The organism is Streptococcus suis (assembly GCF_029616525.1).
GTDB classification, from domain to species: Bacteria; Bacillota; Bacilli; order Lactobacillales; family Streptococcaceae; genus Streptococcus; species Streptococcus suis_AF.
Map to the genome: position 1 here is coordinate 17,748 of NZ_JANFME010000019.1, position 24,089 is coordinate 41,836.

At 40.1% G+C, this 24,089-nt stretch carries 23 protein-coding genes and 1 other RNA gene; 7 read left to right on the forward strand and 17 right to left on the reverse strand.

All coding sequences use genetic code 11. From position 1 onward, the window contains the following. Nucleotides 1-138: 138 nt before the first annotated feature. The gene (locus NOL38_RS07960) at nt 139-1,752 is read right to left on the reverse strand and encodes a ribonuclease Y (protein ID WP_011921986.1); all 1,614 of its coding nucleotides are present in this window, start codon (nt 1,750-1,752) and stop codon (nt 139-141) included. Between the two features lie 129 nt (nt 1,753-1,881). Between NOL38_RS07960 and NOL38_RS07965 the strand changes: the two genes are divergently transcribed. Next, nucleotides 1,882-2,364 (forward strand): S-ribosylhomocysteine lyase, encoded by a 483-nt coding sequence (locus NOL38_RS07965; protein ID WP_004194159.1) that lies wholly within the window; start codon nt 1,882-1,884, stop codon nt 2,362-2,364. A 218-nt stretch (nt 2,365-2,582) separates the two neighbouring features. Here the strand turns inward: NOL38_RS07965 and NOL38_RS07970 are convergent, their stop codons facing one another. From NOL38_RS07970 to NOL38_RS07990, 5 genes are all read right to left on the reverse strand, one after another. Then, nucleotides 2,583-4,037 (reverse strand): cell division site-positioning protein MapZ family protein, encoded by a 1,455-nt coding sequence (locus NOL38_RS07970; protein ID WP_141599547.1) that lies wholly within the window; start codon nt 4,035-4,037, stop codon nt 2,583-2,585. 9 nt (nt 4,038-4,046) lie between these two features. Then, nucleotides 4,047-5,213, reverse strand: coding sequence for a THUMP domain-containing class I SAM-dependent RNA methyltransferase (locus NOL38_RS07975; protein WP_014637521.1), 1,167 nt, complete (start codon nt 5,211-5,213; stop codon nt 4,047-4,049). Nucleotides 5,214-5,266: 53 nt separating this feature from the next. Beyond that, nucleotides 5,267-5,631: RNase P RNA component class B (gene rnpB, locus NOL38_RS07980), an RNA gene on the reverse strand. Nucleotides 5,632-5,768: 137 nt separating this feature from the next. Continuing rightward, nucleotides 5,769-6,104, reverse strand: a complete 336-nt coding sequence (gpsB, locus tag NOL38_RS07985; protein ID WP_004194167.1) for a cell division regulator GpsB — start codon at nt 6,102-6,104, stop codon at nt 5,769-5,771. Nucleotides 6,105-6,174: 70 nt separating this feature from the next. Next, nucleotides 6,175-6,714 (reverse strand): SLOG family protein, encoded by a 540-nt coding sequence (locus NOL38_RS07990; RefSeq protein WP_004194171.1) that lies wholly within the window; start codon nt 6,712-6,714, stop codon nt 6,175-6,177. Between the two features lie 65 nt (nt 6,715-6,779). Here NOL38_RS07990 and recU point away from each other — a divergent pair, with 65 nt between their 5' ends. The 3 genes from recU to rsmG are packed head-to-tail and all read left to right on the forward strand — an operon-like array spanning nt 6,780 to nt 10,339. Further along, the gene (recU, locus tag NOL38_RS07995; protein ID WP_004194173.1) at nt 6,780-7,397 is read left to right on the forward strand and encodes a Holliday junction resolvase RecU; all 618 of its coding nucleotides are present in this window, start codon (nt 6,780-6,782) and stop codon (nt 7,395-7,397) included. Continuing rightward, on the forward strand, nt 7,378-9,567 hold the full coding sequence (gene pbp1a, locus NOL38_RS08000) for a penicillin-binding protein PBP1A (protein WP_014637519.1): 2,190 nt from the start codon (nt 7,378-7,380) through the stop codon (nt 9,565-9,567). Before recU ends, pbp1a begins: the two co-directional genes overlap by 20 nt. Before the next feature lie 58 nt (nt 9,568-9,625). Further along, entirely contained in the window at nt 9,626-10,339 is a 714-nt protein-coding gene (gene rsmG / locus NOL38_RS08005; protein WP_014637518.1) for a 16S rRNA (guanine(527)-N(7))-methyltransferase RsmG, read from the forward strand. Between the two features lie 190 nt (nt 10,340-10,529). Here rsmG and NOL38_RS08010 read toward each other — a convergent pair whose 3' ends face one another. The 9 genes from NOL38_RS08010 to NOL38_RS08050 form a co-directional block, all read right to left on the reverse strand. After that, complete coding sequence (locus NOL38_RS08010; protein ID WP_014637517.1) at nt 10,530-10,733, reverse strand: cold-shock protein; 204 nt, start codon at nt 10,731-10,733, stop codon at nt 10,530-10,532. 159 nt (nt 10,734-10,892) lie between these two features. Further along, nucleotides 10,893-11,726 (reverse strand): energy-coupling factor transporter transmembrane component T family protein, encoded by an 834-nt coding sequence (locus NOL38_RS08015; protein ID WP_024398636.1) that lies wholly within the window; start codon nt 11,724-11,726, stop codon nt 10,893-10,895. Then, nucleotides 11,723-13,396 (reverse strand): ABC transporter ATP-binding protein, encoded by a 1,674-nt coding sequence (locus NOL38_RS08020; protein ID WP_277941880.1) that lies wholly within the window; start codon nt 13,394-13,396, stop codon nt 11,723-11,725. The genes NOL38_RS08015 and NOL38_RS08020 overlap by 4 nt, the downstream gene beginning before the upstream one ends. Before the next feature lie 111 nt (nt 13,397-13,507). Further along, on the reverse strand, nt 13,508-13,762 hold the full coding sequence (locus NOL38_RS08025) for a VOC family protein (RefSeq protein WP_277941881.1): 255 nt from the start codon (nt 13,760-13,762) through the stop codon (nt 13,508-13,510). Between the two features lie 318 nt (nt 13,763-14,080). Beyond that, nucleotides 14,081-15,064, reverse strand: coding sequence for an oxygen-dependent tRNA uridine(34) hydroxylase TrhO (gene trhO, locus NOL38_RS08030; protein ID WP_023369456.1), 984 nt, complete (start codon nt 15,062-15,064; stop codon nt 14,081-14,083). Between the two features lie 211 nt (nt 15,065-15,275). After that, on the reverse strand, nt 15,276-16,196 hold the full coding sequence (locus tag NOL38_RS08035) for a hypothetical protein (protein ID WP_277941882.1): 921 nt from the start codon (nt 16,194-16,196) through the stop codon (nt 15,276-15,278). Between the two features lie 107 nt (nt 16,197-16,303). Then, a complete protein-coding gene (locus NOL38_RS08040) occupies nt 16,304-16,852 on the reverse strand; it encodes an ECF-type riboflavin transporter substrate-binding protein (RefSeq protein ID WP_277941883.1) in 549 nt (182 codons plus the stop codon). Between the two features lie 20 nt (nt 16,853-16,872). Continuing rightward, complete coding sequence (locus NOL38_RS08045; protein WP_277941884.1) at nt 16,873-17,721, reverse strand: SAM hydrolase/SAM-dependent halogenase family protein; 849 nt, start codon at nt 17,719-17,721, stop codon at nt 16,873-16,875. A gap of 418 nt (nt 17,722-18,139) precedes the next feature. After that, the gene (locus NOL38_RS08050) at nt 18,140-18,856 is read right to left on the reverse strand and encodes a YebC/PmpR family DNA-binding transcriptional regulator (protein ID WP_004194195.1); all 717 of its coding nucleotides are present in this window, start codon (nt 18,854-18,856) and stop codon (nt 18,140-18,142) included. A gap of 160 nt (nt 18,857-19,016) precedes the next feature. Between NOL38_RS08050 and NOL38_RS08055 the strand changes: the two genes are divergently transcribed. Both NOL38_RS08055 and NOL38_RS08060 read left to right on the forward strand, forming a co-directional pair. Beyond that, nucleotides 19,017-19,328, forward strand: a complete 312-nt coding sequence (locus NOL38_RS08055) for a PadR family transcriptional regulator (protein WP_004194196.1) — start codon at nt 19,017-19,019, stop codon at nt 19,326-19,328. Nucleotides 19,329-19,338: 10 nt separating this feature from the next. Further along, nucleotides 19,339-19,965: a DUF2812 domain-containing protein gene (locus NOL38_RS08060; protein ID WP_044678533.1), complete on the forward strand. Its 627-nt coding sequence runs from the start codon at nt 19,339-19,341 to the stop codon at nt 19,963-19,965. 70 nt (nt 19,966-20,035) lie between these two features. Here the strand turns inward: NOL38_RS08060 and NOL38_RS08065 are convergent, their stop codons facing one another. Then, complete coding sequence (locus NOL38_RS08065; protein WP_277941885.1) at nt 20,036-22,204, reverse strand: PTS transporter subunit IIBC; 2,169 nt, start codon at nt 22,202-22,204, stop codon at nt 20,036-20,038. A 33-nt stretch (nt 22,205-22,237) separates the two neighbouring features. Next, nucleotides 22,238-23,029 (reverse strand): endonuclease/exonuclease/phosphatase family protein, encoded by a 792-nt coding sequence (locus tag NOL38_RS08070; RefSeq protein ID WP_277941886.1) that lies wholly within the window; start codon nt 23,027-23,029, stop codon nt 22,238-22,240. 199 nt (nt 23,030-23,228) lie between these two features. On the opposite strand from NOL38_RS08070, the gene NOL38_RS08075 reads away from it, so the two are divergent. Further along, a complete protein-coding gene (locus tag NOL38_RS08075; protein ID WP_015646488.1) occupies nt 23,229-23,936 on the forward strand; it encodes a UTRA domain-containing protein in 708 nt (235 codons plus the stop codon). Nucleotides 23,937-24,089: the final 153 nt, after the last annotated feature.

Sequence of the window (24,089 nt, forward strand, 5' to 3'; positions counted from 1 at the left end):
TTTTAAATCTTTCATTCTAGTGTAACAAAATTTAGCATGAATTTCAACTGCTTTTAAATACGATTAGAATATTTTCTATTCCCAACCCAAAACGAACTTTGAGCCAGTAGAAAAAGAGCCCTTCGGACTCTTCTACATTTACTTAGCAACATCTGTTGCTCTTGTTTCACGGATAACTGTGATTTTGATATTTCCTGGATAATCCAGATTATTTTCAATTTTCTCACGAACATCATGGGCCAAGATGGTAATCTGATCATCAGTGACCTTGTTAGGATGAACGATAATCCGAATTTCACGACCAGCCTGAATAGCATAGGATTGTTTAATCCCTTCAAAACTGTTAGCGATTTCTTCCAAGTCTTGCAGACGTTTGATGTAGGCTTCCATAGATTCACGACGCGAACCTGGACGAGCAGCGCTCAGAGCATCTGCCGCAGCCACAATGACTGCAATAGTACTTGTCGCTTCTACATCGCCATGGTGACTAGCAATCGCATTAATAACAATTGGATTCTCTTTATATTTCTTAGCCAATTCTGTACCGATTTCAACGTGGCTTCCATCCACCTCACGGTCAATAGCTTTACCAACGTCATGTAGGAAACCAGCTCGCCGTGCCAAATTCACATTCTCGCCCAATTCAGCAGCAAGTACACCTGCTAATTTAGCAACTTCGATTGAGTGGCGAAGAACATTTTGTCCGTAAGAGGTACGGAAATGCAAACGTCCCATGATTTTAATCAAGTCTGGATGAAGGTTTGGTGCCCCAACTTCATAAGCAGCAGCTTCCCCATACTCACGAATACGATTATCCATCTCTACACGGTGTTTCTCAACCAACTCCTCAATACGAGCTGGATGAATACGACCATCTTGAAGCAAGGTCTCCATGGTCATACGGGCAATCTCACGGCGAATCGGATCAAAACCTGATAGAACAACCACTTCTGGTGTATCATCAATGATAACATCGATACCTGTGAGACTTTCAAAGGTACGAATATTTCGACCCTCACGTCCAATAATCCGTCCCTTCATCGCATCATCCGGTAAATGAACCGATGTAATCGTCTGCTCAGCCACATATTCACCTGATATGCGTTGCATCGCTTGGGCTAACAAGTCCTTTGCCATCTTGTCAGAACGTTCTTTTACTTCACGCTCTGCTTCCTTGATACGAGTCGCAATTTCATGCGTCAGTTTATCACGTGTATCGGTAAGGATGATTTCCTTCGCCTCTTCTTGACTGAGGGCCGCCACTCGTTCTAACTCCAAAGCTTTTTGTTCTTCGAGTTTTACAACTTCTTGTTCACGCTCATCAATGTGCTTAGCTTTATCGGTCAGACTTTGTTCCTTTTGTTCCAAAGTCTTTTCCTTGTTGGTCAAATTATCGTCTTTGCGGTCCAAACTGGTCGCCCGCTCTGTCAAGCGTGATTCGATTTGCTTCAACTCTTGACGTTCTGACTTAAATTCTTCTGCAATTTCTTCTCGGTACTTACGAGCTTCTTCCTTAGCTTCCAAGAGTAATTCTTTTTTCAAGGTCTGGCGATCGCGCTCAGCTGTTTTTAGAATAACCTCAGCTTGCTCTTCTGCTCGACCACGAACATTACTAGCTTCTTGTTCTGCGTTTAAAAGTGTCAATTCTGCAGTTTCTTTTGCAGATTTCATCTTCAAAGAAATGGCAAAGTAACCTAATACTAAACCAATGAGAGCAGAAACAAGTGTCACTACTACTGTAATGATATTCATATTTCTACCTCTTTTTTTATAATTCGATTTTCACAAAATCTGTATCTATTTTATCATATTTGAAACGATTTCACAATTCCAAATTGTCAAATATGGTATAATAAATTCATCACTTATTTGGAGGAAACCATGAAAAAAGAAGTCACTGTCGAAAGCTTCGAGCTAGACCACACTATTGTAAAAGCACCTTACATCCGCTTAATTTCTGAAGAAGTCGGACCCAAAGGAGACATTATTACAAACTTTGATATTCGCCTTATCCAACCCAACGAAAATGCAATGGATACAGCTGGTCTACATACCATCGAGCATCTATTAGCTAAACTAATTCGCCAGCGCATCGATGGGCTAATCGACTGCTCTCCTTTCGGGTGTCGGACAGGCTTCCACATGATTATGTGGGGAAAACAAGACTCTGAAAAGATTGCTCAAGTCATCAAGTCGAGTTTGGAAGAAATTGCAGAAGGCATCACTTGGGAGGATGTCCCAGGAACAACCATTGAATCATGTGGTAACTACAAAGACCATAGCCTTCATTCAGCTAAAGAATGGGCCAAACTAATCCTTTCTCAGGGAATCTCTACAGATGCCTTTGAAAGAAAACCAATCTAACAAAAAAACGGATACACCGCTCAGAACGTAGACAAAATCCTAAAATATAAAAAATTGAAGAAGTTTGCGAAAAATAGCAAGTCATTAAACTCTTGGAAACATTGATATTTCAGCGTTTCTGAGAGTTTTTTTATTTTCAATATAAAGAAAAAAGATTGAAGAAAATTGTCCAAAATGAACTTTTTCTTCAATCTGAAGCGGCTAAAACGCTTTTTTGTTTAATAATCCAAGGCATCAGAATGACCAACACCATTGCCGACAAAGTAGCCTGTCTTACAATTTATAGAGAACAAGTAGGTCCCATCTGGTTTAAACATATTGTAGTAGCCATTGCCATTGATAATATTAACTTTTTCCAAGATATATTGATTGCCTGTTATATACCCACGTTGTTGCGAGATAGTCACAATATTTTCAAGAATACCTGGATTGAAATTCCATGCTTCATTGTTTACATCATCAATCATTGCTTGATTATAAGGAACACGACTGCGGTCACGTTGCAAGACGACACCAGCTGGCACGGCAATTCCAAAGTCGGTTGTTGAGCCTGAAACCGTTGTTGAAGCGACTTCTGTTGTCGCTGGTACACCAGTAGATACAGTTTCATCAGCACCTTGGTTGCTTGTGACTGCAGTCTCACTTGCTACCGTAGCCGAAGCGACTTCCTGTTGTGAACGACCAAAATTCACGACCGATGCCAATAGACTGTCAACCGCACTAATCCCTGTCGTTGTCGCAGAAAGAGATTCTCCTGATTTAACCGTCGCCGTTGTATCAATTTCACCATTAACAACGACTTCTTTATCAAACTGACCATTGATGGCCTGAATGGCTGCAATGGCTTTTTCAAGATGATCATACTGTTCTTTAGCTTTGGTATAACTGTCCGAATTCTTATCCAATTTTTCCAACAGCACTTTCAGTTCTGCTAATTTACCAAACTCTGAATTTTTTAGCTTGGTCAAACTACTATCCGTAAAGAAACTATTATAGAGCTGTTCAAAAGCAGTCACATTCGTATCTGTCGAACTTGATGCTGTCGATGACGTCTGGCTTGTACTTGTTGAACTTGAAGAAGTCGCAGTATTCGATTTGTTAACAGAATTCATCCAAACCAGCGCCGTCGCCATTACACCAATCATTGAAAGCCCTACTGCTGACCAGAAGTAAAATTTCTTTTTCTGATCCCTATCTGCGCCCTCACTATGATCCAAGTCTTCGGCTTCATCTTCTTCCAATTCTAAACTAGAATCATCTGCCACTGAAGATACCCCCTCCATTGCTACGGTACTTGCAATCACTGTTTCTTCCAAGGTTTCCATCGGAGTTACCGAAAGTTCTTCTACAATAGGAGCAATCTCCTCACTAACTTCCGTAAGAGAAGACTCATTTGCTTCTACCTCTTCCGCACTTTCATGTCCTTGATTTTTTTCCTCATCAGCCACCTCAACTAAAGGAAGATGATTGATTTTGGTTTCAAATTTTTGAGATTCAATTTCTGTGCGGTGTTGCTTGATATAACGATCCAAGAGACCATCATCTTCTGTCACACCCGCTTCAATTTCCTTATGTTTTTTGACTGCTTCTTCGATTGTTAAATCTTTCGCCACTTCAAAATCTAAAACTTTCTCCTCATCCAAAGGAAGATGATGACTATTTTTTTCTCCCACGCTGTCCTCCTATCCTTGCACTTCTTGCACTTGACGTTTCACTCGTTGACCAAAAAATTGATAAAGATCCACTTTTAGGGTACCATTATACAGTTTGCGTTTCTTATCCGCTTGCTGTCCAAAACGGGTTTCAAACAACTCATCACTAGTTAGAATAAACTTAGACCATGTTTTGAGTGGTTCAAAAGTCTCCCCCATTTCTCGATACAGGGTAACAATGGCTTCATCATCCAACAAACGTTCTCCGTAAGGTGGATTAGAAATAATGACACCATTAATTTTATCTGTACGCAAGTCTTGCACACGCATTTGCTTGAAAACAATATCCTGCTCAACTCCTGCCGCAAATGCATTCTTCTTCGCAATTTCAATCATACGAGCATCAATATCTGATCCAGCAATATCTAATATCAAATCCGCTTTGATAGAAGCTTGCGCTTCTTTGCGTAATGCAGCCACCAATTGATCCTCAACCCACGGCCATTCCTCAAATGCAAAACTTCTCTTCAAACCTGGAGCTATATTTTTGGCCAACATAGCTGCCTCAATACAGAAAGTTCCCGATCCGCAAGTAGGGTCAATAAGCGGTTTATCTGGATACCAATTCGATAATTGCAAAATAGCAGCTGCCATATTTTCTTTGATTGGTGCGCCACCTTTTTCCACCCGATAACCACGTTTGAACAAACTAGAACCTGTCGTATCAATCATGACTGTCGCCACATCTTTCAAAATCGACACTTCAATTTTAAACTCTGCCCCCATCTCTTGCAAGGGAACCCCTTCGGGACGAGAGAAGTGTTTCTGCAGTTTCTTTACAACTGCTTTCTTAGAAATAGCCTGCACACTTGGTTCATTATGCAATTTCGATTTGACACATTTGGCCTTGGAAATAGGGAACTTACAGCCTAGAGGCAAGTAATTTTCCCAGTCCAAGTTAAAAACTCCTTGGAACAACTCTTCAAAAGTCTTTGCTGGAAATTGTCCAACAATGATTTTAATTCTATCCGCTGAACGCAACCAGATATTGGTTTCGATAATGGATTTTACATCTCCTTGGAATCGAACACGGCCATTTTCCACTTGACATTCATAGCCAAGATTACGAATTTCTCGACCCACAACCGCTTCCAGACCAGCTGCTGCCGTTGCAATCAATTCAAATTGTTTTTTCATTTTTTTCCTCTACAATAAAAGCTAGCAGAGCTAGCTACCTATTTTATGCAATTTTCTGTAAGCCATGTTTTGTTCCAGTGGTACTAGGTTCTACCACCTTCGATAATCATCTGTCTACTGTCTAAACAGTCAGGATTTCTGTTCATTTCCATCCATCCCATGCCCCGACCAAAGTTTGGGTTGCTAGCTTGAGGGGTTTACCGCGTTCCATTTTTTACGTTTCCATAAAAACTTCGTCACTGTGGCACTTTCAGATCTACTCTGGCATATCAAAAGACTTAGCCATTTTAACCGCCGTAACGCCCAAGGGCGTCCCTAGGCTTATTGATTCGCCTAGCACAAACACTACTGGCATCTCAGCCAGTGCTAGCATGGACTTTCCTCATGGTAGAAAACTACCACGCGATTATCCAAAAATTGCACCTTAATATCCTAGAACTTGTATCTACAAAGCAAGCCACTTTAAATCAAGGAATATCTTTGACAAAAATACAGTATGTATTTGTGCACAAGAAAATAACTGTGAATAAAGTGTCAGTTTAGGTGTACAATTTTCTATTCTTGATCCTGAACGATTTGTTTTCCAAATACTTCTTTCTCCAAACGATTCAGACGGCGGAGAATATCAAAGTTTGTCGCTGAAGATGGACGTTCTGTACGCAATACGTCGTTCGATTCTTCAGTAGGAAGAGTTGTTTTGGGAGAATTTGCTGCTTGCGCTTTCAATCGAGCAATTTCGCCTTTTAATTCCTTGATAATCGCTTCATAAGCATCATAGTCTTTCATAATATCATCAAGAAAATCGTTCACTTCATCTTGATCATAGCCACGAAAACCAATTTTAAAATCTTGCTCGAAAATATCTTTTGTCGTAAATTTAATACTTGCCATCTCTCTCTCCCTAATCTAAAACGTCACTACTCCTATTATATTAAAAAAAATAGGGAAAAATCAAGTCAAATCACTCAGAATTTGAAAAATTTTCAGCCTCCTCATTCAATTCCTCAAAGGTAAGCGTTTTTCTATTATATCCTTCTTTCTTTAAGACCATGTGATATAAATATTTCAAATTGGTTTCATTTTCAGAATCGTAAAATAAATAACAACCTGTCGTATTATCCAGTAGAAACTGGTTATAGTCTCTAAATTGCCCTGGGTTTTCATAGCGTGGATAAGCATACTTTACAAAATCAACCTGCTTAAACCGTGCTAACTTTGCTTGGTTAGCCTCATTCCACTGTTCGCCATGATTTTCAAATGGAAATATTGTTGCAATACTCAGTTGATACCCTTCGGCTCGTAAATCTTCTAAGACTTCTAAGGACCAGTATTCAAAACCCAATTGACCTGTCAGTATAAACCAACTAACACCCTCTTCTAAAAAACGAATAAAATTCCTACGAATTGCAGATTTAATAATGTGCAGTCGAGGATCTTTTTCTGAAAAAATTCCCAGGTCTGTATGTCTATAACCTGTTACCAAAAGGCTCTTAGTATCCATTTCTTGTACTCTTTTCGCTAATTATGGTATAATATGCTGATATTATTTTATCAAGAAGGAGTTCTATGGTCAATTATCCTCATAAGGTGTCAAAAAAAATCAATAGAACCAGTCCTATTTCATCCCAGCGAGTAAACTTTGCTAATCGCGGAATGTCTTTTGAGGCCGCTATCAACGATAGTAATCAATATTACCTTGCGCACGACATTGCTGTCATTCACAAGAAGCCAACTCCCGTGCAAATTGTAAAAGTTGATTACCCCAAACGGAGCCGTGCTAAGATTGTCGAAGCATACTTTCGACAGGCATCTACCACAGACTACTCTGGTGTTTTTAAAAGACATTATATTGATTTTGAAGCGAAAGAGACACGCCAAAAAGCATCCATGCCCATGAAAAATTTTCATGCGCATCAGATTGAACACATGAAACAGGTTGTAAAACAAGGTGGCATTTGTTTTGTCCTTCTTCACTTTTCAACATTAAAAGAAACCTATCTCTTGCCAGCTACTCATTTGATCGAATTTTATCAAGTAGACATGGGTAGTAAGTCGATGCCTCTAACCTTTATTCGACAATACGGCTTTGAGATTCAAATGGGGCGTTTCCCCAGCATCCCATATCTGGAAATCGTTGAAAAAAATCTATTAGGTGGTGAATCTTTTGAAAACTACAACAATTAAAAAAGCTCTTCTAATCACTGCAAATATTTTACTTGCGGGGGCTATCATTGCCTGCCTGGCCGGAGCTGCATTGGTTGTTTACTACATCCAAAGTGCTCCAGAATTGACAGAAGAATCTTTGACAGCAACTGTGTCAAGTAAAATTTACGATAAGAACGGAAATCTTATTGCAGATTTAGGAGCAGAAAAACGTTCGAGTGCCAAGACTGAAGAAATTCCAACAGACTTGGTAAATGCGATTGTCGCAATCGAAGACCAACGCTTCTTCAATCATAGAGGGGTTGACGTTATTCGTATTGCAGGTTCCCTGATTAATAACCTGAGTGGTGGACGTTTGCAGGGTGGCTCGACACTTGACCAACAGTTTATCAAGCTGACTTATTTCTCGACATCCGTAGAAGATCAAAATCTAAAACGGAAAATTCAAGAGGCTTGGCTGGCTACTCAATTGGAACGTCGTAATACCAAACAAGAGATTTTGACCTACTACATCAACAAGGTGTATATGTCAAATGGTAATTACGGTATGAAGACTGCTGCTCTTGCTTTTTATGGAAAAGAGTTAAAAGATTTGACTCTTCCTCAATTAGCTCTTTTAGCAGGAATGCCCCAAGCACCAAACCAATATGATCCTTATACCAATCCAGAAGATGCAAAAGTACGTCGCGATTTGGTATTGGCTGAGATGCTAGAAGAAAAGTACATTGATAATACCCAGTATGAACAAGCTGTTCTAACACCTGTAACAGATGGTTTGCAACCACTATCTAATGCAGCTGCTTATCCTGCTTATATGGACAACTATCTGAAACAAGTCGTTGAAGAAGTTGAAGAAAAAACAGGTTACAACTTGCTGACAACAGGGATGGATGTCTATACGAACGTCGATCCTGCCGCCCAGCAACAACTTTGGAATATCTACAATACAGATATGTATGTCAGCTATCCAGATGATTTATTACAGGTAGCTTCAACGGTTGTGGATGTTTCTAATGGTAAAGTCGTTGCGCAATTAGGTGGTCGTAAACAGGAGACAAACGTCTCGTTTGGTACCAACCAAGCCGTTGAAACCAACCGTGACTTCGGTTCTACAATGAAGCCAATCACAGACTATGCTCCTGCTTTTGAAAACGGCATCTATACATCTACAGCAGATTTAATCTTAGACGGTCCTTATAACTATCCTGGTACAACAACTCCTTTCAATAACTGGGATAAACAATACTATGGTAATATCTCTGTTAAGACTGCTATTCAGTATTCTCGAAATGTTACAGCCGTTAAAGCATTGGAAGCTACAGGCTTAGAAAATGCCTTGAAATTTTTGAATAGCGTTGGTATCGATTACCCTGATATTTATTACTCTAATGCTATTTCAAGTAATACATCCGACACTGGTAGCCAGTACGGGGCAAGTAGTGAAAAGATGGCTGCTGCCTACGCCGCTTTTGCCAATGGCGGCACATACTACGCTCCGCAGTATGTCAATAAAATTGTCTTTAGTGATGGAACAGTAACAGAATACGCTCCTCAAGGTACTCAAGTCATGTCTGCCGAAACAGCCTACATGATGACCGATATGATGAAGGCTGTTATGTCTTACGGTTATGGATTAGACGCTTCTGTTAGTGGAGTTCCTATGGCAGGTAAAACAGGTACATCAAACTATACCGATAGCGAAACGGATACTATTCTAGCTGCAATTCCAGAAGCAAATTATAGCTACATGGTCGTTCCTGATGAAAACTTTGTTGGATATTCTAGTCAGTATGCAATGGCTGTTTGGACCGGATATACCAATCGTATGACTCCTATCCTTGATAACAGCATGCGAATTGCAACAGATGTCTACCACAATATGATGCTCTTTATGCATTCGGACTATACAGCTACCGATTGGGAGATGCCAAGCGGACTCGTACGTTACGGTTCCAACTACTATCTCAGAGGTAGTCGCTCACTATCCAATGCTTACAACACGTACACTAGCTATAGTACAAGTTCTTCTAGTTCGACTGAAACTAGCGAAACGGCCGAAGCGACGACAACATCAAGCGAAACATCATCTGGAACTTCAACCGAGACTGCAACTTCTCCAACTGCAACTTCTTCAACTGAAACTGCAACAACAGGAAACAATCCTGCGACGGGACAGACAGATGGTCAATAAGAAAATTCCCAGACTCTTCTGGGTTTTTCTTTTACTTAAATTATGATAAGATAAGATTATGAAACCTGAAGTATTTTATAAAACCTTGGCAGACCAAGGTATTCAATTAACCGACCAACAAAAACACCAATTTCATCGCTATTTCCAACTATTAGTGGAATGGAATGAAAAAATCAATCTGACAGCTATTACCGAGGAAAGCGAAGTCTATCTGAAGCATTTCTACGATTCTATCGCTCCAATCCTGCAAGGCCATATTCAGAACGAACCTCTTCGGCTTTTAGATATTGGAGCTGGAGCTGGATTTCCTAGCCTACCTATGAAGATTATCTTTCCGCAACTAGATGTTACCATCATTGATTCTCTGAATAAACGAATTAACTTTTTACATTTGCTTACCGAAGAACTAGAGCTTGAAGGTGTTCATTTCTATCATGGTCGTGCAGAAAACTTTGCACAAGATAAGAACTTCCGTGCACAATTTGACCTTGTTACAGCACGCGCAGTTGCCCGCATGCAGATTCTTTCTGAATTGACTATTCCTTATTTGAAGCTCAACGGAAAATTAATCGCACTCAAGGCGTCCAGCGCAGAAGATGAATTGACCCAAGCAAAAAACGCACTCAATCTCCTCTTCGCAAAAGTCATCGAAAACCACGACTATACTCTTCCAAATGGCGACCCTCGAACATTGACCATCGTCGAAAAGAAAAAGGAAACTCCAAATAAGTTTCCACGCAAAGCTGGTATGCCAAATAAAAGACCCCTTTAAACATAAGAAAAGCGAGGCTGGGCAAAAAGCTCAACCTCGCTTCTCAGAGTTCGTGTCAACATCTCAGCGCAGTGGTTGATTGGCAGATTTGTTCGTGTTTTACACTCCAAATCTGACCTAATCAACTGTGCGGGGGCGGGAAGACGAACTCTTTTTTGACCAGTCGAGTTCTTTCCCGCTCCCTCTTTTATTATCCAATTTTTGTAATATTGGTTGCTTGAAGACCACGTTGGCCTTGCTCCACTTCAAATGTCACTTTCTGACCATCTTCCAACGACTTAAAACCATCTGATTGAATTTCAGAAAAGTGTGCAAATACATCTGGACCGTTTTCTTGAGCAATAAAACCAAATCCCTTTTCTGCATTAAACCATTTAACTGTACCTTGTACCATTTGTGTTACCTCTTTTTATTTATTTGTAAAACTTATCAAGAGGAAAAACAAAAGATGAAACTGATACTTAAACTCTAAATTTATTTACATTCCCTACTGTAACAGTATATTTCCTATATGTCAACGATAAAGGGTTGATAAGCCCAATAAACTCAATAATCATCGCCACGGATTATAGAATCGACCCTGATTAACAAAAAATAGATAGATTGTCACGACTACTAGAGCAAGAATAAATAGCAAGACAGCGTAGTCTATTCTTTGTAGAGGCTGTTGGGTATACCATGTTCTTTTTTTATTCTTTCCAAAACGCCGCAATTCCATAGCCGTTGAAATCGTATCAATCCTCTCCAAGGAGCTGAAAATCAGAGGAATGACAAGGGATAGATTCCCTTTTATACGATCCATCACTTTTCCTTTCCTGGACAATTCCAAACCACGCGCTTCTTGAGACATTCGAATCGTATAAAACTCTTCTTGAATATCTGGAATATAACGCATGGTCAAACTTACTGCGTAAGCAACTTTGTAGGATACCCCAATTTGATTCAAGCTGGAAGCAAACTGACTAGGATGAGTGGTCATGAGAAAGATAATCGCTAAAGGAACTGTACAAAAATACTTCAAGAGAAGATTCACCAGATAAAATGCTTGCTGACTCGTCAAGGAATAAACTCCCAGACCTGATAGCAAGGGAGTGTCTGCTCCGTAAAGTTCCACTCCATACCGTGGTGCAAACAAGTGAACCATCAGAGCATTCATTGCAGCAAAAATGATCGTCAGAATTAAAACAAGAGAGATTTCTTTATAACGAATCCCTGACATTTTGAACAAGGCTAGAGAAAATACTGCGATAAAAAGAATCAAGCGGGTATCGTAAGTAATCATAGCAAGAATGGAAACTATGAGAAAAAAGAGTAATTTACTGACAGCCGATAAACTATGAATCAAGCCAGTTCCTGGATGGTAACCAATTAGTTTTTGTTGACTCATCTTCCTCTCCTTTCTTCCTGCATATAAAACGTCGTTAATTCTAAGGGATTAACTCCCACCCTCTCCGCCAAGTGAAAAATTGATGTTTCTTTTAAATTGGCTCGCTCAATCACCGTATCATCAGATAAAATTTCTGCCGGACTGGCATCTTCAATAATCTGCCCATCCACCACAACAACAGCTCTATCTGAATAATCTAGCATGAGTTGCATGTCATGGGTAATCATGACAATGGTGTGCCCTTGGGCATTTAATTGATCCAAAAACTCCATCATTTCCCGATAATGCCGTTGGTCTTGTCCTGCTGTTGGCTCATCTAGCAAAACAATTTCTGGATTGAGAACCAAGATAGATGCTATCGTTACCCGTTTTTTCTGCCCATACGAAAGTGCCGAAATCGGCCAATTACGAAACGGATACAGGCCACATACTTTCAAGATATGGTGAACTCGGTGTTCAATTTCTTCTTCTGTCACCCCTCGCATGCGCAAACCAAGGGCAACCTCATCAAAGATCATCGTTTGGCTAATCATTTGGTTGGGATTCTGAAGAACATAACCAATCCGTTCTGCTCGCTCTTTGACAGAATCTTCTTTGATTGACTGCCCCTTCCAGAGAATCTCACCCTCACCCTGAATAAAACCACAAAGCACCTTGGCTAAAGTAGATTTCCCAGCACCATTTTTTCCAACAATAGCTAGACGTTCCCCCTTATGAATCGTCAGTTGAATGTCTGTAAGAACTTGTTTGTTAGGATAGGAAAAATGAAGATGCTTGACTTCTAACAAAGCCTCTTTCTCTCCATTTTCAAAGTGTAGAGTCGGCAGGGATGCTATATTCAAAGCCTCAATATCAATTTCCCAAACTGAAGAGAGGCGTTCTGCCTGCGCAATCGGATATCCTAAGGCGCGAAGAGTCGATAGATATAAGGGTTCACGGATGCCGTTTTCCTGTAACAATGAGGTACGTAATAAATCATCAGGTCCTCCATTGAACAAAATCCGACCGTCATTAATCAATACAACTCGGTCTACCTGACGATACAGTACGTCCTCTAAACGGTGTTCGATAATAATGGTCGTGGTCCCTTCTTGCTTGTGCAGACGGTCAATCAAATCAATCGTATCTTGGCCCGATTTGGGGTCTAAATTAGCAAGTGGCTCATCAAACAACAAAATAGGACTCTCATCAATAAGAACTCCGCCCAGACTGACACGTTGCTTTTGACCTCCAGATAAATCTTGTGGTCGATGTGCCAGCAAATCGGTCAAAGACAGTCTTTCTGCCCAATCTCCTACTTTTTGCTTCATCACCACCTGGCTTTCCATGTCGTTTTCCAAAGCAAAAGCTAGGTCCTCGGCAACTGATAAACCAATGAATTGACCATCTGTATCTTGAAGAACCGTTGATACGAGCAAGGACTTATCATAAATTGAATGATTAAAAGCTTCCTGACCATCCAGTAGTAAACTTCCGCTATGTTCTCCTTTGTAAATATTGGGAATAATACCATTAAGACATTGTCCAATCGTCGACTTTCCTGAACCAGATGGACCAATAATCAGAACTTTCTCTCCCTGATAAATCGTTAACTGAATATCTTTTAAAGTGGGTTCCTGTTGCGCTTGGTATTTAAATGTAAAATCTTTAAACTCAATGATTTTTTTCATAGGACTATTATAGCGTAAATTGACTCTGAAAAAAAGGAAGAATCATCAGTTTCTCCCTTTTCAAATAAGTTCATCCATAATTCTAGAGCAGATGAATTCTATCTTCTTGCCTCACAATCGCATTAAAATGATACCATCAAGGTCCGTAAAACTTGCTCCATAAAAGCCACGGGCATCTGTCGGGCATCCTGTAATTTGCCCGCCATTTGCTTCAACACGATCGATAAGTCTATCCACTTCTTTCCTACTCGCCACATTAAGCAAAATCAAGACTTCATTGCCACTCGCTACTACCTGAAATGGTACGCGTTGAGCAAAGCTATCTGCCTGCATCAAAATCAAGTTGCCACCCTCAGGCAAAGTCACAGACTTAACATCTCCAAACGTCGCAACTGCAAAACCGATTGCCTCATAAAACCGACCAGCTATTCAAGGTCTGCTACTGCTAATACTCAATGAAAATCAAAAGTGACCTAGGAAACGAAGCGAAGATAGAACTGAAGTTCATCAAAGCAAGTTGACAACGGATAATGTTGATTTTCGAAGGGGATAAGTTCATCCAAAATGACTTCATCTCCTTCTCTTTTCTAATTGATAGGCTTCGTATAGAATGGACTGAAAAAATATAAAGAATTCTGATTGAACAAAAAATTGCACTGATTTTTCAATGCAATTTTGGTATTACTAAGCATTTGCTGGAGTAAGAGTTTCCCCAATCGCTTCCAAGCGTTCTGCCCATTCTTGACGAGTCAAGCCGTTTTCAGAGATGTAACGGTTGCGCTCATGAGCACGGCATTCAGCTGAACAGCCACGAACATACTTGTGCTCATTCTCTTCTGATGTCAAAATACGACGGTTACAGAATGGATTGCCACAGTTGACATAGCGCTCACATGGTGTGCCATCGAACCAGTCCTTACCAACGACAACTGGGTTAACATGGTTAACATCGACCGCGATACGCTCATCAAAGACATACATCTTACCATCCCACAATTCACCACGAACTTCTGGGTCTTTACCATAGGTTGCGATACCACCGTGGAGCTGGCCGACATCCTTGTAGCCTTCACGAACCATCCAGCCTGAGAATTTTTCACAGCGAACACCACCAGTACAGTAAACAACTACGCGCTTGTCCATGAATTTCTCTTTGTTATCACGGACCCATTGTGGCAACTCACGGAAGTTGCGGATGTCTGGACGGATCGCACCACGGAAGTGACCAAGGTCGTACTCGTAGTCATTACGTGTATCCAAAACAACTGTATCTTCGTCCAAGAGAGCTTCTTTGAACTCTTTTGGTGATAGGTAGGCACCTGTTGTTACAAGTGGGTCAATATCGTTGTCAAAGTCGTTGTCTTCCAAACCAAGGTGAACAATCTCTTTTTTATAACGAACAAACATTTTCTTGAAAGCTTGCTCATTTTCTTCATCAATCTTAAACCACAAATCGCTGAACAATGGGTTTGCATGAACGTAGTCCATGTATTTTTGTGTTGTTTCATAGTCACCAGAAACAGTACCGTTGATTCCCTCATCAGCAATCAAAATACGTCCTTTTAATCCGATAGACTTACAGAAAGCTAGATGCTCAGCAGCATAGGCTTCAGCATTTTCAATTGGAACATACTTGTAATAGAGTAGAACGCGAATATCTTTTGACATAGTGTCTCCTTTTCAATCTTTGCAATAGATGATAAAACTCTGTCATTTCTAATAAATGATACCTTACGATTATATCGTTTAGCCCCTCAAAAGACAAAAATCTGAACTGAAAATTTAGAACCTGTATTCGCAGGTTCAGTGCTTATATGTAAAAAAATACGGTAACATGAATGACATGCTACCGCATTTATTGAAGGTTCGCTATAACTTCTTAGTCGTCTAATTCTGTTTTCAGTTGTCGGAGTTTTTCCAAGGTATCATGTCCGATAAGTTGGTCCACTTTTCGCTTATGGCGTCTAGCAATATTTTCCTTCCATTTATCTTCAATAGGATTATGTGGCTTCTCGGCTTTCCTTTGCTCTTTGATTTCTCTTGCCTCCTGCCACTCCACTCCTTTAATAACTTCTTCCCAATAGCTGGCAATGGCAGAGCAGAGATAGAGTTGGATCTTATTCAACCAGTGTCCAAAAAAAGTTTGTGGAGTACTTTCCTCCACTAGCCGATAGGTCCTTTGGATTTCAATAAGTTGACTTTGGTATTTTTCCCACTGGAGCATAGCTTTACTCGGCTTTTTTCGATAAAGTTGACGCTGTTTAATTAGAGCTATATACGGTGCAACAAAACGACTCATCCGTATCTTGATAAAATTTCTGGAGGAGCGAATGGCCACCAGCATGCCTGAGGCCAATAAGCGTTCAACCTCCCTTACCTGATTATCTGGAAAACGGTAATGGACTTGCCACCCCTCTTCTTCAACCACTAAGCGAATCTGTATCCTGCCATTTTGCCAACTCGCCTCCACCTCTTGCTTTTCATCCCATAACTTTTGAAAAAAGAGAAGAAGGTAGTAGCTTTGTTTACTAAGTTCATACCAACTGTTCGTGTGATAAAGGTAGGTCCGAATCGCTCCTTTCATATAAAATTCGCCATGGAAATCATAAAAAGTTGGCTGTTTATATGTAGATTGTGATGGGTGGTTACTAACTCGGAAAACCTTATAATAATAATTATTCCAAAGAATGCAGCCATAAATTGATTTCGTCGTTTTCGATTGATAAAGACTTAAAACTTCCTCGTCAGGATTGAGTATAGAATGAATAATCGGTCCCAACTTTTCTTCTGTCCAGACCATACTTCTCCCCTTGAACACATGTTTTTGTTTGTTTTATATTATTATATCATATATGTATTTTTTGGTATTGAAAAAACCCTAGAATTTTTTCTAGGGAAAATAAAAACTTAATCTTTAGACAAACTACCTGTCTTCGTTTGAGATTTTGCATAAACAGCCAAAAGGAGTGTCCCTGCAATAGCAACTGTAATACTGTTTGCAATACCTGCTACAAGTCCCTGTGCAAAGACCTTATTCGCCGCCTCACTGTAGATAAGAATATCTAAAACTGGGGCAATAACTCCCCAAGCAATGAGGTTAGCTACTGCTTGAAAAATATTGAAAGCAAAAATATCTTTTCCTTCAAAAATTCCTTCTTGAATACGCAGACGATTTCTAGCAAAACCTAACACCAAGCCAAAAACTGCTGAGGCTAGAACCCATGACCACCAAGGCGACCCACCTCGCAGTGCGTCTATAAAGGCATGACCAATAAACCCTACAAAGAAACCAACAATTGGTCCAAAAACAATTGACAAGAGCGACTGAACTGCATACTGCAATTGAATGTAGGTATTTGGTACAAAGGTTGGAATACTAATCAGCAAACCAATAACCACAAAGAGGGCTGCGCCGATACCAGTAGCAACGACTGTTTTGATTGAATTATTTTTCATAACTATCTCCTAAAATTTCTTTAATTACTAATACGTTTGATTTCAATATGCCAGTTTTGACCTACACCGACATTATAAGCCTTGGCAAATGAGCCCTGATTAATCGCAACACCTACACGATAGAGGGAATTGATATAAATCAATGGCTGTCCGATACGTACATCCGCAAAGGACTTGCCATAAGTTACTTGGTTTTGATACACAAGCATGTCGTTATTGTATATGGTCACTTCAAAGCGATCTTCAAACTGCGGTTGCAAGGTGTAAAATTCTTCCCTCGTAATCGAGGTCCAAAGCGAGCCGAATCGAACATCCAGAATATCAATTGCACCTTTTACATAGTCCGAACCAACTTCCGTTGGGACTGTTGGAATTTCCACAATCTTATCCACGCTTAATTCTGGACCAACTTCTTCAAAGCTAATGTGTCCAGAAGCCAATTTAGCTCCCGTATAGGCATAAACATCTCGACCATGGAAGGTGTACGAATGTTCTGTATTGGCACGGCGATTGGCCACCTCTGAAATTTCTCGAACCGCCTTTATCCCCACATATTTTTTGATGAAGGATAGCGTCCCATTATCTGGCGTTACAATGTAGTGATTTTGTTCGGTCAAAGCTACTACACTCTTACGTTTTGAACCAACTCCGGGATCGACAACCGAAACAAATGTTGTCCCCTCCGGCCAGTATTCGACCGTTTGAAAGAGGCGATAAGAACCCTCAAAAATATTGTACGGAGTAATATCATGAGTTAGATGGTGAACAACTAAATCTCTCGCTTCTTGGAGAGCAACACCAATCATCGCCGAAACTGCACCATCAACTAAACCAAAATCTGATTGTAAAACAAGTAAATTATTTGACATACATTCTCCTAATCTTATTACCGTTCTATGATAACAGAAAACCCGTGACCATTCAAATAGATATTTCCAAAGCATGGCTATAGTTTTTCCTTATACCTCATCTATCAAGTACTCTACTATCAGCCACCGAAAACTCCGCAAATTTTTCCATCGTACCTTCTTCGAACTTAAGCTAAAATATCCCCACTTCTCTAGTTCCAACCAACTATCGTCTTTGATCAATTTGATAAAAAGAAAACCAGCTGCCGTTGGTTCTCATCTCCTACCTTTTAATAAAAATGACTGTCCCCCGGACTTTTGAATATAAAGAAAACTGCCTACCGGCAGTTCCAATCTCCAACCTTCTAGGACGTCCCACGTACAATGAGAATCGTCTACCTTTTAATAAAAATGACTGTCCCCCGGACAGTCATTTTTATTAAAAGCCATCTACATTTGTGTAGATTTTTTGGACGTCTTCGTCGTCTTCGAGGGCATCGTAGAGTTTTTCAAATGTTGCGAGGTCATCGCCTTCAAGGGATACTTCTGATTGTGGGATCATTTCAAGTTCAGTGACGTTGAACTCTTGGATTCCTGATTCTTTAAGTGCCACGATTGCCTTGTGCAAATCAGTTGGGGCTGTATAGACAGTGATTGTGCCGTCTTCTGCTTCTACGTCATCGACTTCGACATCTGCTTCAAGGAGCAATTCGAAGATCGCATCTGCATCATCACCAGCAAAGACAACCACACCTTTTTTATCAAACATGAATGATACAGAACCAGATGCACCCATGTTACCGCCGTTTTTACCAAAAGCAGAGCGCACGTTAGCTGCGGTACGGTTTACGTTTGATGTCAAGGTATCAACGATAATCATAGAACCATTTGGTCCAAAGCCTTCGTAACGACCTTCCACGAAGGTTTCGTCTGTGTTTCCTTTTGCCTTATCAATGGCTTTATCAATGATATGTTTTGGAACCTGCGCTTGCTTAGCACGGTCAATAACAAATTTCAGCGCTGAGTTTGTTTCTGGATCTGGGTCACCTTTTTTCGCTGCTACATAGATTTCAACACCAAATTTGGCGTAAACTTTTGAGTTAGCACCGTCTTTTGCGGTTTTCTTGGCTACAATATTGGCCCATTTACGTCCCATGGGGAACCTCCTACATTTTATAAAATCGCTTTATTATACCATAAATGGCAAGGATTGAGAAGATTTTTAAAATCTTCTTCACTATACAGTTGACATGTATAGTTTCTCGATATATAATATATAGTACAACTATACATTTGAACTATATAGGAGAAGCCAAATGAAAAGGAACAAGCATCTCCCCTTAACGGAGACAACCTACTATATTCTATTAGCCCTCTTGGAACCTGCCCATGGCTACCATATCATGCAAAAAGTAGAGGATATGAGTGATGGTGATGTGAAAATCGCTGCAGGAACCATGTATGGAGCGATTGAGAATCTTTTGAAACTAAAATGGATTTGTTCCGTTCCAAGTTCCGATAAAAGAAGAAAAGTCTATCAAGTAACAGCAACGGGCCAAGAGATTATTAAACTGGAAACACAGCGTATTCAAAAACTACATCATATTGCCAAAGAATTAGGTTTTTAAGGAGGAAGCCATGATAAGACACAAATTATTCACCAGTTTACAAGAGGAAGAACATTGGATTAATTCGATTCAATCCGAAGGTTATCAGCTTATCAAAGTAACTCCGTGGACAGCAGCCTATCATTTTGAAAAATGTAGTCGAACCCCTCATCCCGTACGCCTTGATTTTCATGAACATATTGCAAAAGGAGAATATTCAAATTACCTCTCTCTATTTGAAGACTGTGGTTGGCAACCTATACAAGGTAGTCGTAGATGTGGCATCCATTATTTTCAACAAACAATCGAAGCTTCAAGCACAGAAATTTTTTCTGATACCGAATCGAAAAAAGCATTCTATTCACGCTACCAAAATTATGCCTACTCCTATTTCGGATTATTTCTGACTTTATTTTTTATCCATTACCAAGTTGGACTCCAAAATGGATACACACTTTGGAATCCTAAATCCTGGTACCTAACTCCAGGACTATGGGAACGAACTGGTACCAGTTTTTGGTTTGGTTTTCTCTTTGAAACCCCATTCGCATTGTTTAGAAGTGGCATTATTCCCTTATTTTTCCTTGCTTGGTCTATTTATTTCCTCCATATCGCTGAAAAAGGTAAAAAAGAAGCGAAGAAATTAGAAAAATACTGATGGCATACTATCCAAAAGAAAAAGATTGAAAAGAGTTGACTGCAATCATCTTTTCAATCTTTTTTACTTTTTACAACTCAACTGTCGCAACTTGACTATCTTTACTTACTTGCCCAAGATTTCCAAGGCTGACAGATTTGATTTCAGCAGTGTTTGTGAAGGCAACAACGATGGTTGTTTCACGTCCTGCTGAGCGAATGGCATCCAGATCTGCGACAAGGAGCAAGTCTCCTGCTTCAACGCGTTGGCCATCTGTTACCTTAGCTGAGAATGGGGCACCGTTTAGTGCAACCGTATCTAGACCGACGTGCACCAAGACTTCTACACCCTTGTCAGACAAAATACCGACAGCGTGTTTGGTTGGGAAGACACTGGTTACGATACCTGAAACTGGTGCGTAAACATTGCCGGAGCTAGGCTCAACTGCATAACCGTCACCCATCATTTTTTGTGAGAAGACCGGATCTTTCACTTCTGTGATGGCAATGGCTTGCCCTTCAGCAACAGAGTAAACTGTCTCCGTCACACCTTTGAACTGAGTCTCAGGAGCAACTTCTTCTGTCGCAACAATTTCCGTACGAGGGATGGCTACGCCAGATTCTAGCAAGTCTTGAATGTCTGATTTGAGAACATCTGCTTTTGGTCCGTAGACTGCTTGAACACCTGAGTCTTTGATAATCAAGCCCATAGCACCAGCCTGTTTCCAAGCATTTTCATCTCCAACCTGTGCCACATCTTTAACACTAACGCGAAGACGAGTCATACAAGCATCCACATCTGCGATATTATCACGACCACCAAGCAAGTTGATGATTTGAACCACTTGTGAATTGGCATCCGCAGTATCTACGTTTGAGTTTGAAACCACATCCGTTGTTTCTGTATCATAGTTACCATTGCGTCCAGCTGTTGCTAGGTTGAATTTCTTAATCATAAAGTTGGCAATGAAGTACATACCAACCGCAAAGAGGGCTGTTACCCAGATAAAGTTAATAACATCCATACCGATACCAGCTTTGATCGCCATCGGTGTACGTGTAAGGAATTCGATATTACCAAATGAGTGCATACGCAAGTTGACAACGTCAGCCATGGCAAAAGCCGCACCTTGTACAAAAGCATAAACGACATAGAGTGGCATTGCTGCAAACATGAACATAAACTCAATTGGTTCTGTTACACCTGTCAAGAATACGGCAAGTGCTGAAGAAATAAACATACCTTTGTACTTATGTTTTTTATCTTCATCCACATTGCGGTACATAGCGTAAGTCAATCCCATCAAAATCCCTGATGAACCAATCATTTGACCAACTTTGAAACGGGCTGGAGTAATGTTTGCAAGAAGGTCATTGTACTGAGCCATATCACCAGCGTCTTTGAGGTTGATCAAGTCTGTAATCCAAGCCAACCAGAGTGGATCTTGTCCAAATACTTGTGTACCTGCTTGTGCACCTGTCAAGATGTCATAGGTACCACCAAGTGACGTATAGTTCATTGGAATGGTCAACATGTGGTGCAAACCAAATGGAAGAAGCAAACGTTCCAAGGTACCATAAACAAAAGGTGCAAGAATTGGTGCTGTATCCTGTGAGCTTGCAATCCATTTACCAAAGCTGTTGATTCCTGTTTGAACAACTGGCCAAAAGATAGCTAATCCTAGCGCTACAAGAACTGAGCGATAGATAACCACAAATGGTACGAAGCGTTTACCGTTAAAGAAGGTCAAAACATCAGGTAATTTGCGGTAATTGTAGTATTTGTTATAGGTTGTTGCCCCTACAAAACCAGCTATGATACCAACGAAGACACCCATGTTCAAAGCAGGTTGTCCCAAGATATTGACGAAGTAGCCTGAAACTGGAATCTCTGTTCCAAAAACAGTGGTTACGGTTGCCGCTGCATCTGCAAGCATGTCAGTCGTCACACCAAAGAAGTGACCAGTAACCAAGTTAATCAAGATAAAAGCAAGACCTGCCGAGAAAGCACCGCCAGCTTTTTCCTTAGCCCAGCTACCACCGATAGCCAAGGCAAAGAGCAAGTGAAGGTTTCCGATAATCCCCCAACCGATTTGGGCGATAATATTCCCGATACGAATCAAGAGTTCTGATTCTGGGCTGATTAACGGAATAGAGTTTCCGATAGAAACCATAAGACCTGCTGCAGGCATAACTGCAATCACGACCATTAAACACTTACCGAATTTTTGCCAAAATTCGAAACTAAGAAATTTTTTCATTTTTTCTCCTTTATTTTTTGGCTCTGTGCCATTTTATACATTAATTTCAACTTCCACACCAAAATGGTCTGAAATAATCGGACGATTCTCTCCATTGAAAATCACTAAGCTGGATAAAACTTCCTTTTTCTGATTTAAGAAAATGTAATCCAATCGTTTTTCCTGACTGTGACCAGCCCAGCCATCAATAGCCTTTTCAACCGTAATCCCCTGGTCTTTTTCCATCGCTAGATTGTATGAATCATAAAGTCCAAGCTCTGTAATCGCTTCGTAGGCCTCTCGATCTGAGAAGGCATCGGTATTAAAATCTCCCATGAGAATCTTAAAACGTCTATTGCCAGTCCGTTCCACAATCGTACGAATGTTATCAAGCTGGTCTTCCTCTTCACTCCCCGGAAGATTGATGTGACAAGAATACAGGTCGATCAACTGGTCTTGATAGAAGACCGTCAAGCCCATAATTTTTCGTGATAGGATGGAATCAACAGATTTATTCTGACTACAATAAAATGGATCCACTTCATAAACTGGCAACTTGGTAAGAAAGGCAATCCCTTCTTCGTACTTATCGTAGCCGATATGTGAGTTGCTCCAATAATATGAATAGTCAAATTGTCCCAAGTCTCTTAATTTTTCTAATAAAATCAAGCCATAATTATCCGCCTTCAAGTCTTTCGTTACCAAATCAGCAGTTATGAGCTGATTGACTTCTTGAAGAGCGATGACATCATAAGCCTTTTCAGCTATTGTTTGGGCTAAAACATCTAGTTTTTCATCCTGCCTTTCTTCTAACCAGGCATGGACATTAATTGTTAGTAATTTCATTGCTCCCCCTCTCTCTGAAAATGCGTAACCGTTTTCTTTTTATATAAATAGTATAACGTAAACGTTTGCATTAGTCAATAACTTTTCCGTAATATTTTAAACTTTTACGTAAAAGTTGTGTATTCTACTAAACAAAATAGATGTATTGCCCCTTTCTGGCTCTTTTATGATACACTAATGGGTAGAAAGACAGGAAACTATGAGTAAGTATAAAAAAGTTTATCAAGATATTAAGAAAAAAATCGAAGAGCAGGTTTGGTCAACTGGACAGGCCCTACCGACAGAAAATGAATTAATGGAAGTGTATTCCTACTCCAAGGACACCATTCGCAAAGCACTATCTCTTCTTGAAATGGATGGTTATATTCAAAAGAAACAGGGGAAATCTTCTATTGTTATCGAACATGGTCTAATGAAGGACCAGTATCTTTCTGAAATTAAAACAGCGGGCGAATTGAACAAAAGATCACAGCACCAAATCCAGACCCAGCTTACTTCGCTTTATATTATTCAAGGTCAAGAAGATTTAATGTCAACTTTCGAAGTTGATGATAAGGTAGATTTCTATCGAGTGAGTCGGGTACGGACAATTGACGGTGAGCGGTTGGAATATGACATTTCCTATTTCGACCGTAGGGTCGTCCCTTATCTCAGCAAAGAAATTGCCGAAAGCTCTATTTACCGCTACTTAGAAGAAGAACTCCATTTAACAATTTCTCATTCCAGACGTGAAATCTCCTTCCGTTTTGCAAACGAAGAAGAGAGACAATTAATGGACTTAGGGGACTATGACATGGTCGTCGTGGTCACTAGTATCACCTATCTTTCAAATGGTCAAGCTTTCCAGTATGGAACAATTAGTTACCGTCCAGACAAAGTTAGCTTTGTATCAATGGCGAAACGGTAAAAGGAAACTTTCGTTTTTTTCGATCAAGTGTATAAAACTTCTAGAATTTTAGGCTCTATAATTTCTGTAGTGGGTAAATCCACCATGGAAATTATGGAGCCTTTTTGAGTATAGAAAAAAGTCCCATATGACCTATAATGAAAAGTGTTCAAC

Bases quoted from the DNA above. Each gene is read 5' to 3' on its own strand.
- NOL38_RS08060 (WP_044678533.1), top strand. From the start codon at position 19,339: ATGATAAGACACAAATTATTCACCAGTTTACAAGAGGAAGAACATTGG.
- NOL38_RS08050 (WP_004194195.1), bottom strand. From the start codon at position 18,856: ATGGGACGTAAATGGGCCAATATTGTAGCCAAGAAAACCGCAAAAGAC.
- NOL38_RS08045 (WP_277941884.1), bottom strand. From the start codon at position 17,721: ATGTCAAATAATTTACTTGTTTTACAATCAGATTTTGGTTTAGTTGAT.
- NOL38_RS08020 (WP_277941880.1), bottom strand. From the start codon at position 13,396: ATGAAAAAAATCATTGAGTTTAAAGATTTTACATTTAAATACCAAGCG.
- NOL38_RS08010 (WP_014637517.1), bottom strand. From the start codon at position 10,733: ATGGTACAAGGTACAGTTAAATGGTTTAATGCAGAAAAGGGATTTGGT.
- rsmG (WP_014637518.1), top strand. From the start codon at position 9,626: ATGAAACCTGAAGTATTTTATAAAACCTTGGCAGACCAAGGTATTCAA.
- NOL38_RS08070 (WP_277941886.1), bottom strand. From the start codon at position 23,029: ATGAAATTACTAACAATTAATGTCCATGCCTGGTTAGAAGAAAGGCAG.
- gpsB (WP_004194167.1), bottom strand. From the start codon at position 6,104: ATGGCAAGTATTAAATTTACGACAAAAGATATTTTCGAGCAAGATTTT.
- NOL38_RS08035 (WP_277941882.1), bottom strand. From the start codon at position 16,196: ATGGTCTGGACAGAAGAAAAGTTGGGACCGATTATTCATTCTATACTC.
- recU (WP_004194173.1), top strand. From the start codon at position 6,780: ATGGTCAATTATCCTCATAAGGTGTCAAAAAAAATCAATAGAACCAGT.
- NOL38_RS08075 (WP_015646488.1), top strand. From the start codon at position 23,229: ATGAGTAAGTATAAAAAAGTTTATCAAGATATTAAGAAAAAAATCGAA.
- NOL38_RS08015 (WP_024398636.1), bottom strand. From the start codon at position 11,726: ATGAGTCAACAAAAACTAATTGGTTACCATCCAGGAACTGGCTTGATT.
- NOL38_RS07965 (WP_004194159.1), top strand. From the start codon at position 1,882: ATGAAAAAAGAAGTCACTGTCGAAAGCTTCGAGCTAGACCACACTATT.
- NOL38_RS07975 (WP_014637521.1), bottom strand. From the start codon at position 5,213: ATGAAAAAACAATTTGAATTGATTGCAACGGCAGCAGCTGGTCTGGAA.
- NOL38_RS07990 (WP_004194171.1), bottom strand. From the start codon at position 6,714: ATGGATACTAAGAGCCTTTTGGTAACAGGTTATAGACATACAGACCTG.
- NOL38_RS08065 (WP_277941885.1), bottom strand. From the start codon at position 22,204: ATGAAAAAATTTCTTAGTTTCGAATTTTGGCAAAAATTCGGTAAGTGT.
- NOL38_RS08040 (WP_277941883.1), bottom strand. From the start codon at position 16,852: ATGAAAAATAATTCAATCAAAACAGTCGTTGCTACTGGTATCGGCGCA.
- NOL38_RS08055 (WP_004194196.1), top strand. From the start codon at position 19,017: ATGAAAAGGAACAAGCATCTCCCCTTAACGGAGACAACCTACTATATT.
- trhO (WP_023369456.1), bottom strand. From the start codon at position 15,064: ATGTCAAAAGATATTCGCGTTCTACTCTATTACAAGTATGTTCCAATT.
- NOL38_RS07960 (WP_011921986.1), bottom strand. From the start codon at position 1,752: ATGAATATCATTACAGTAGTAGTGACACTTGTTTCTGCTCTCATTGGT.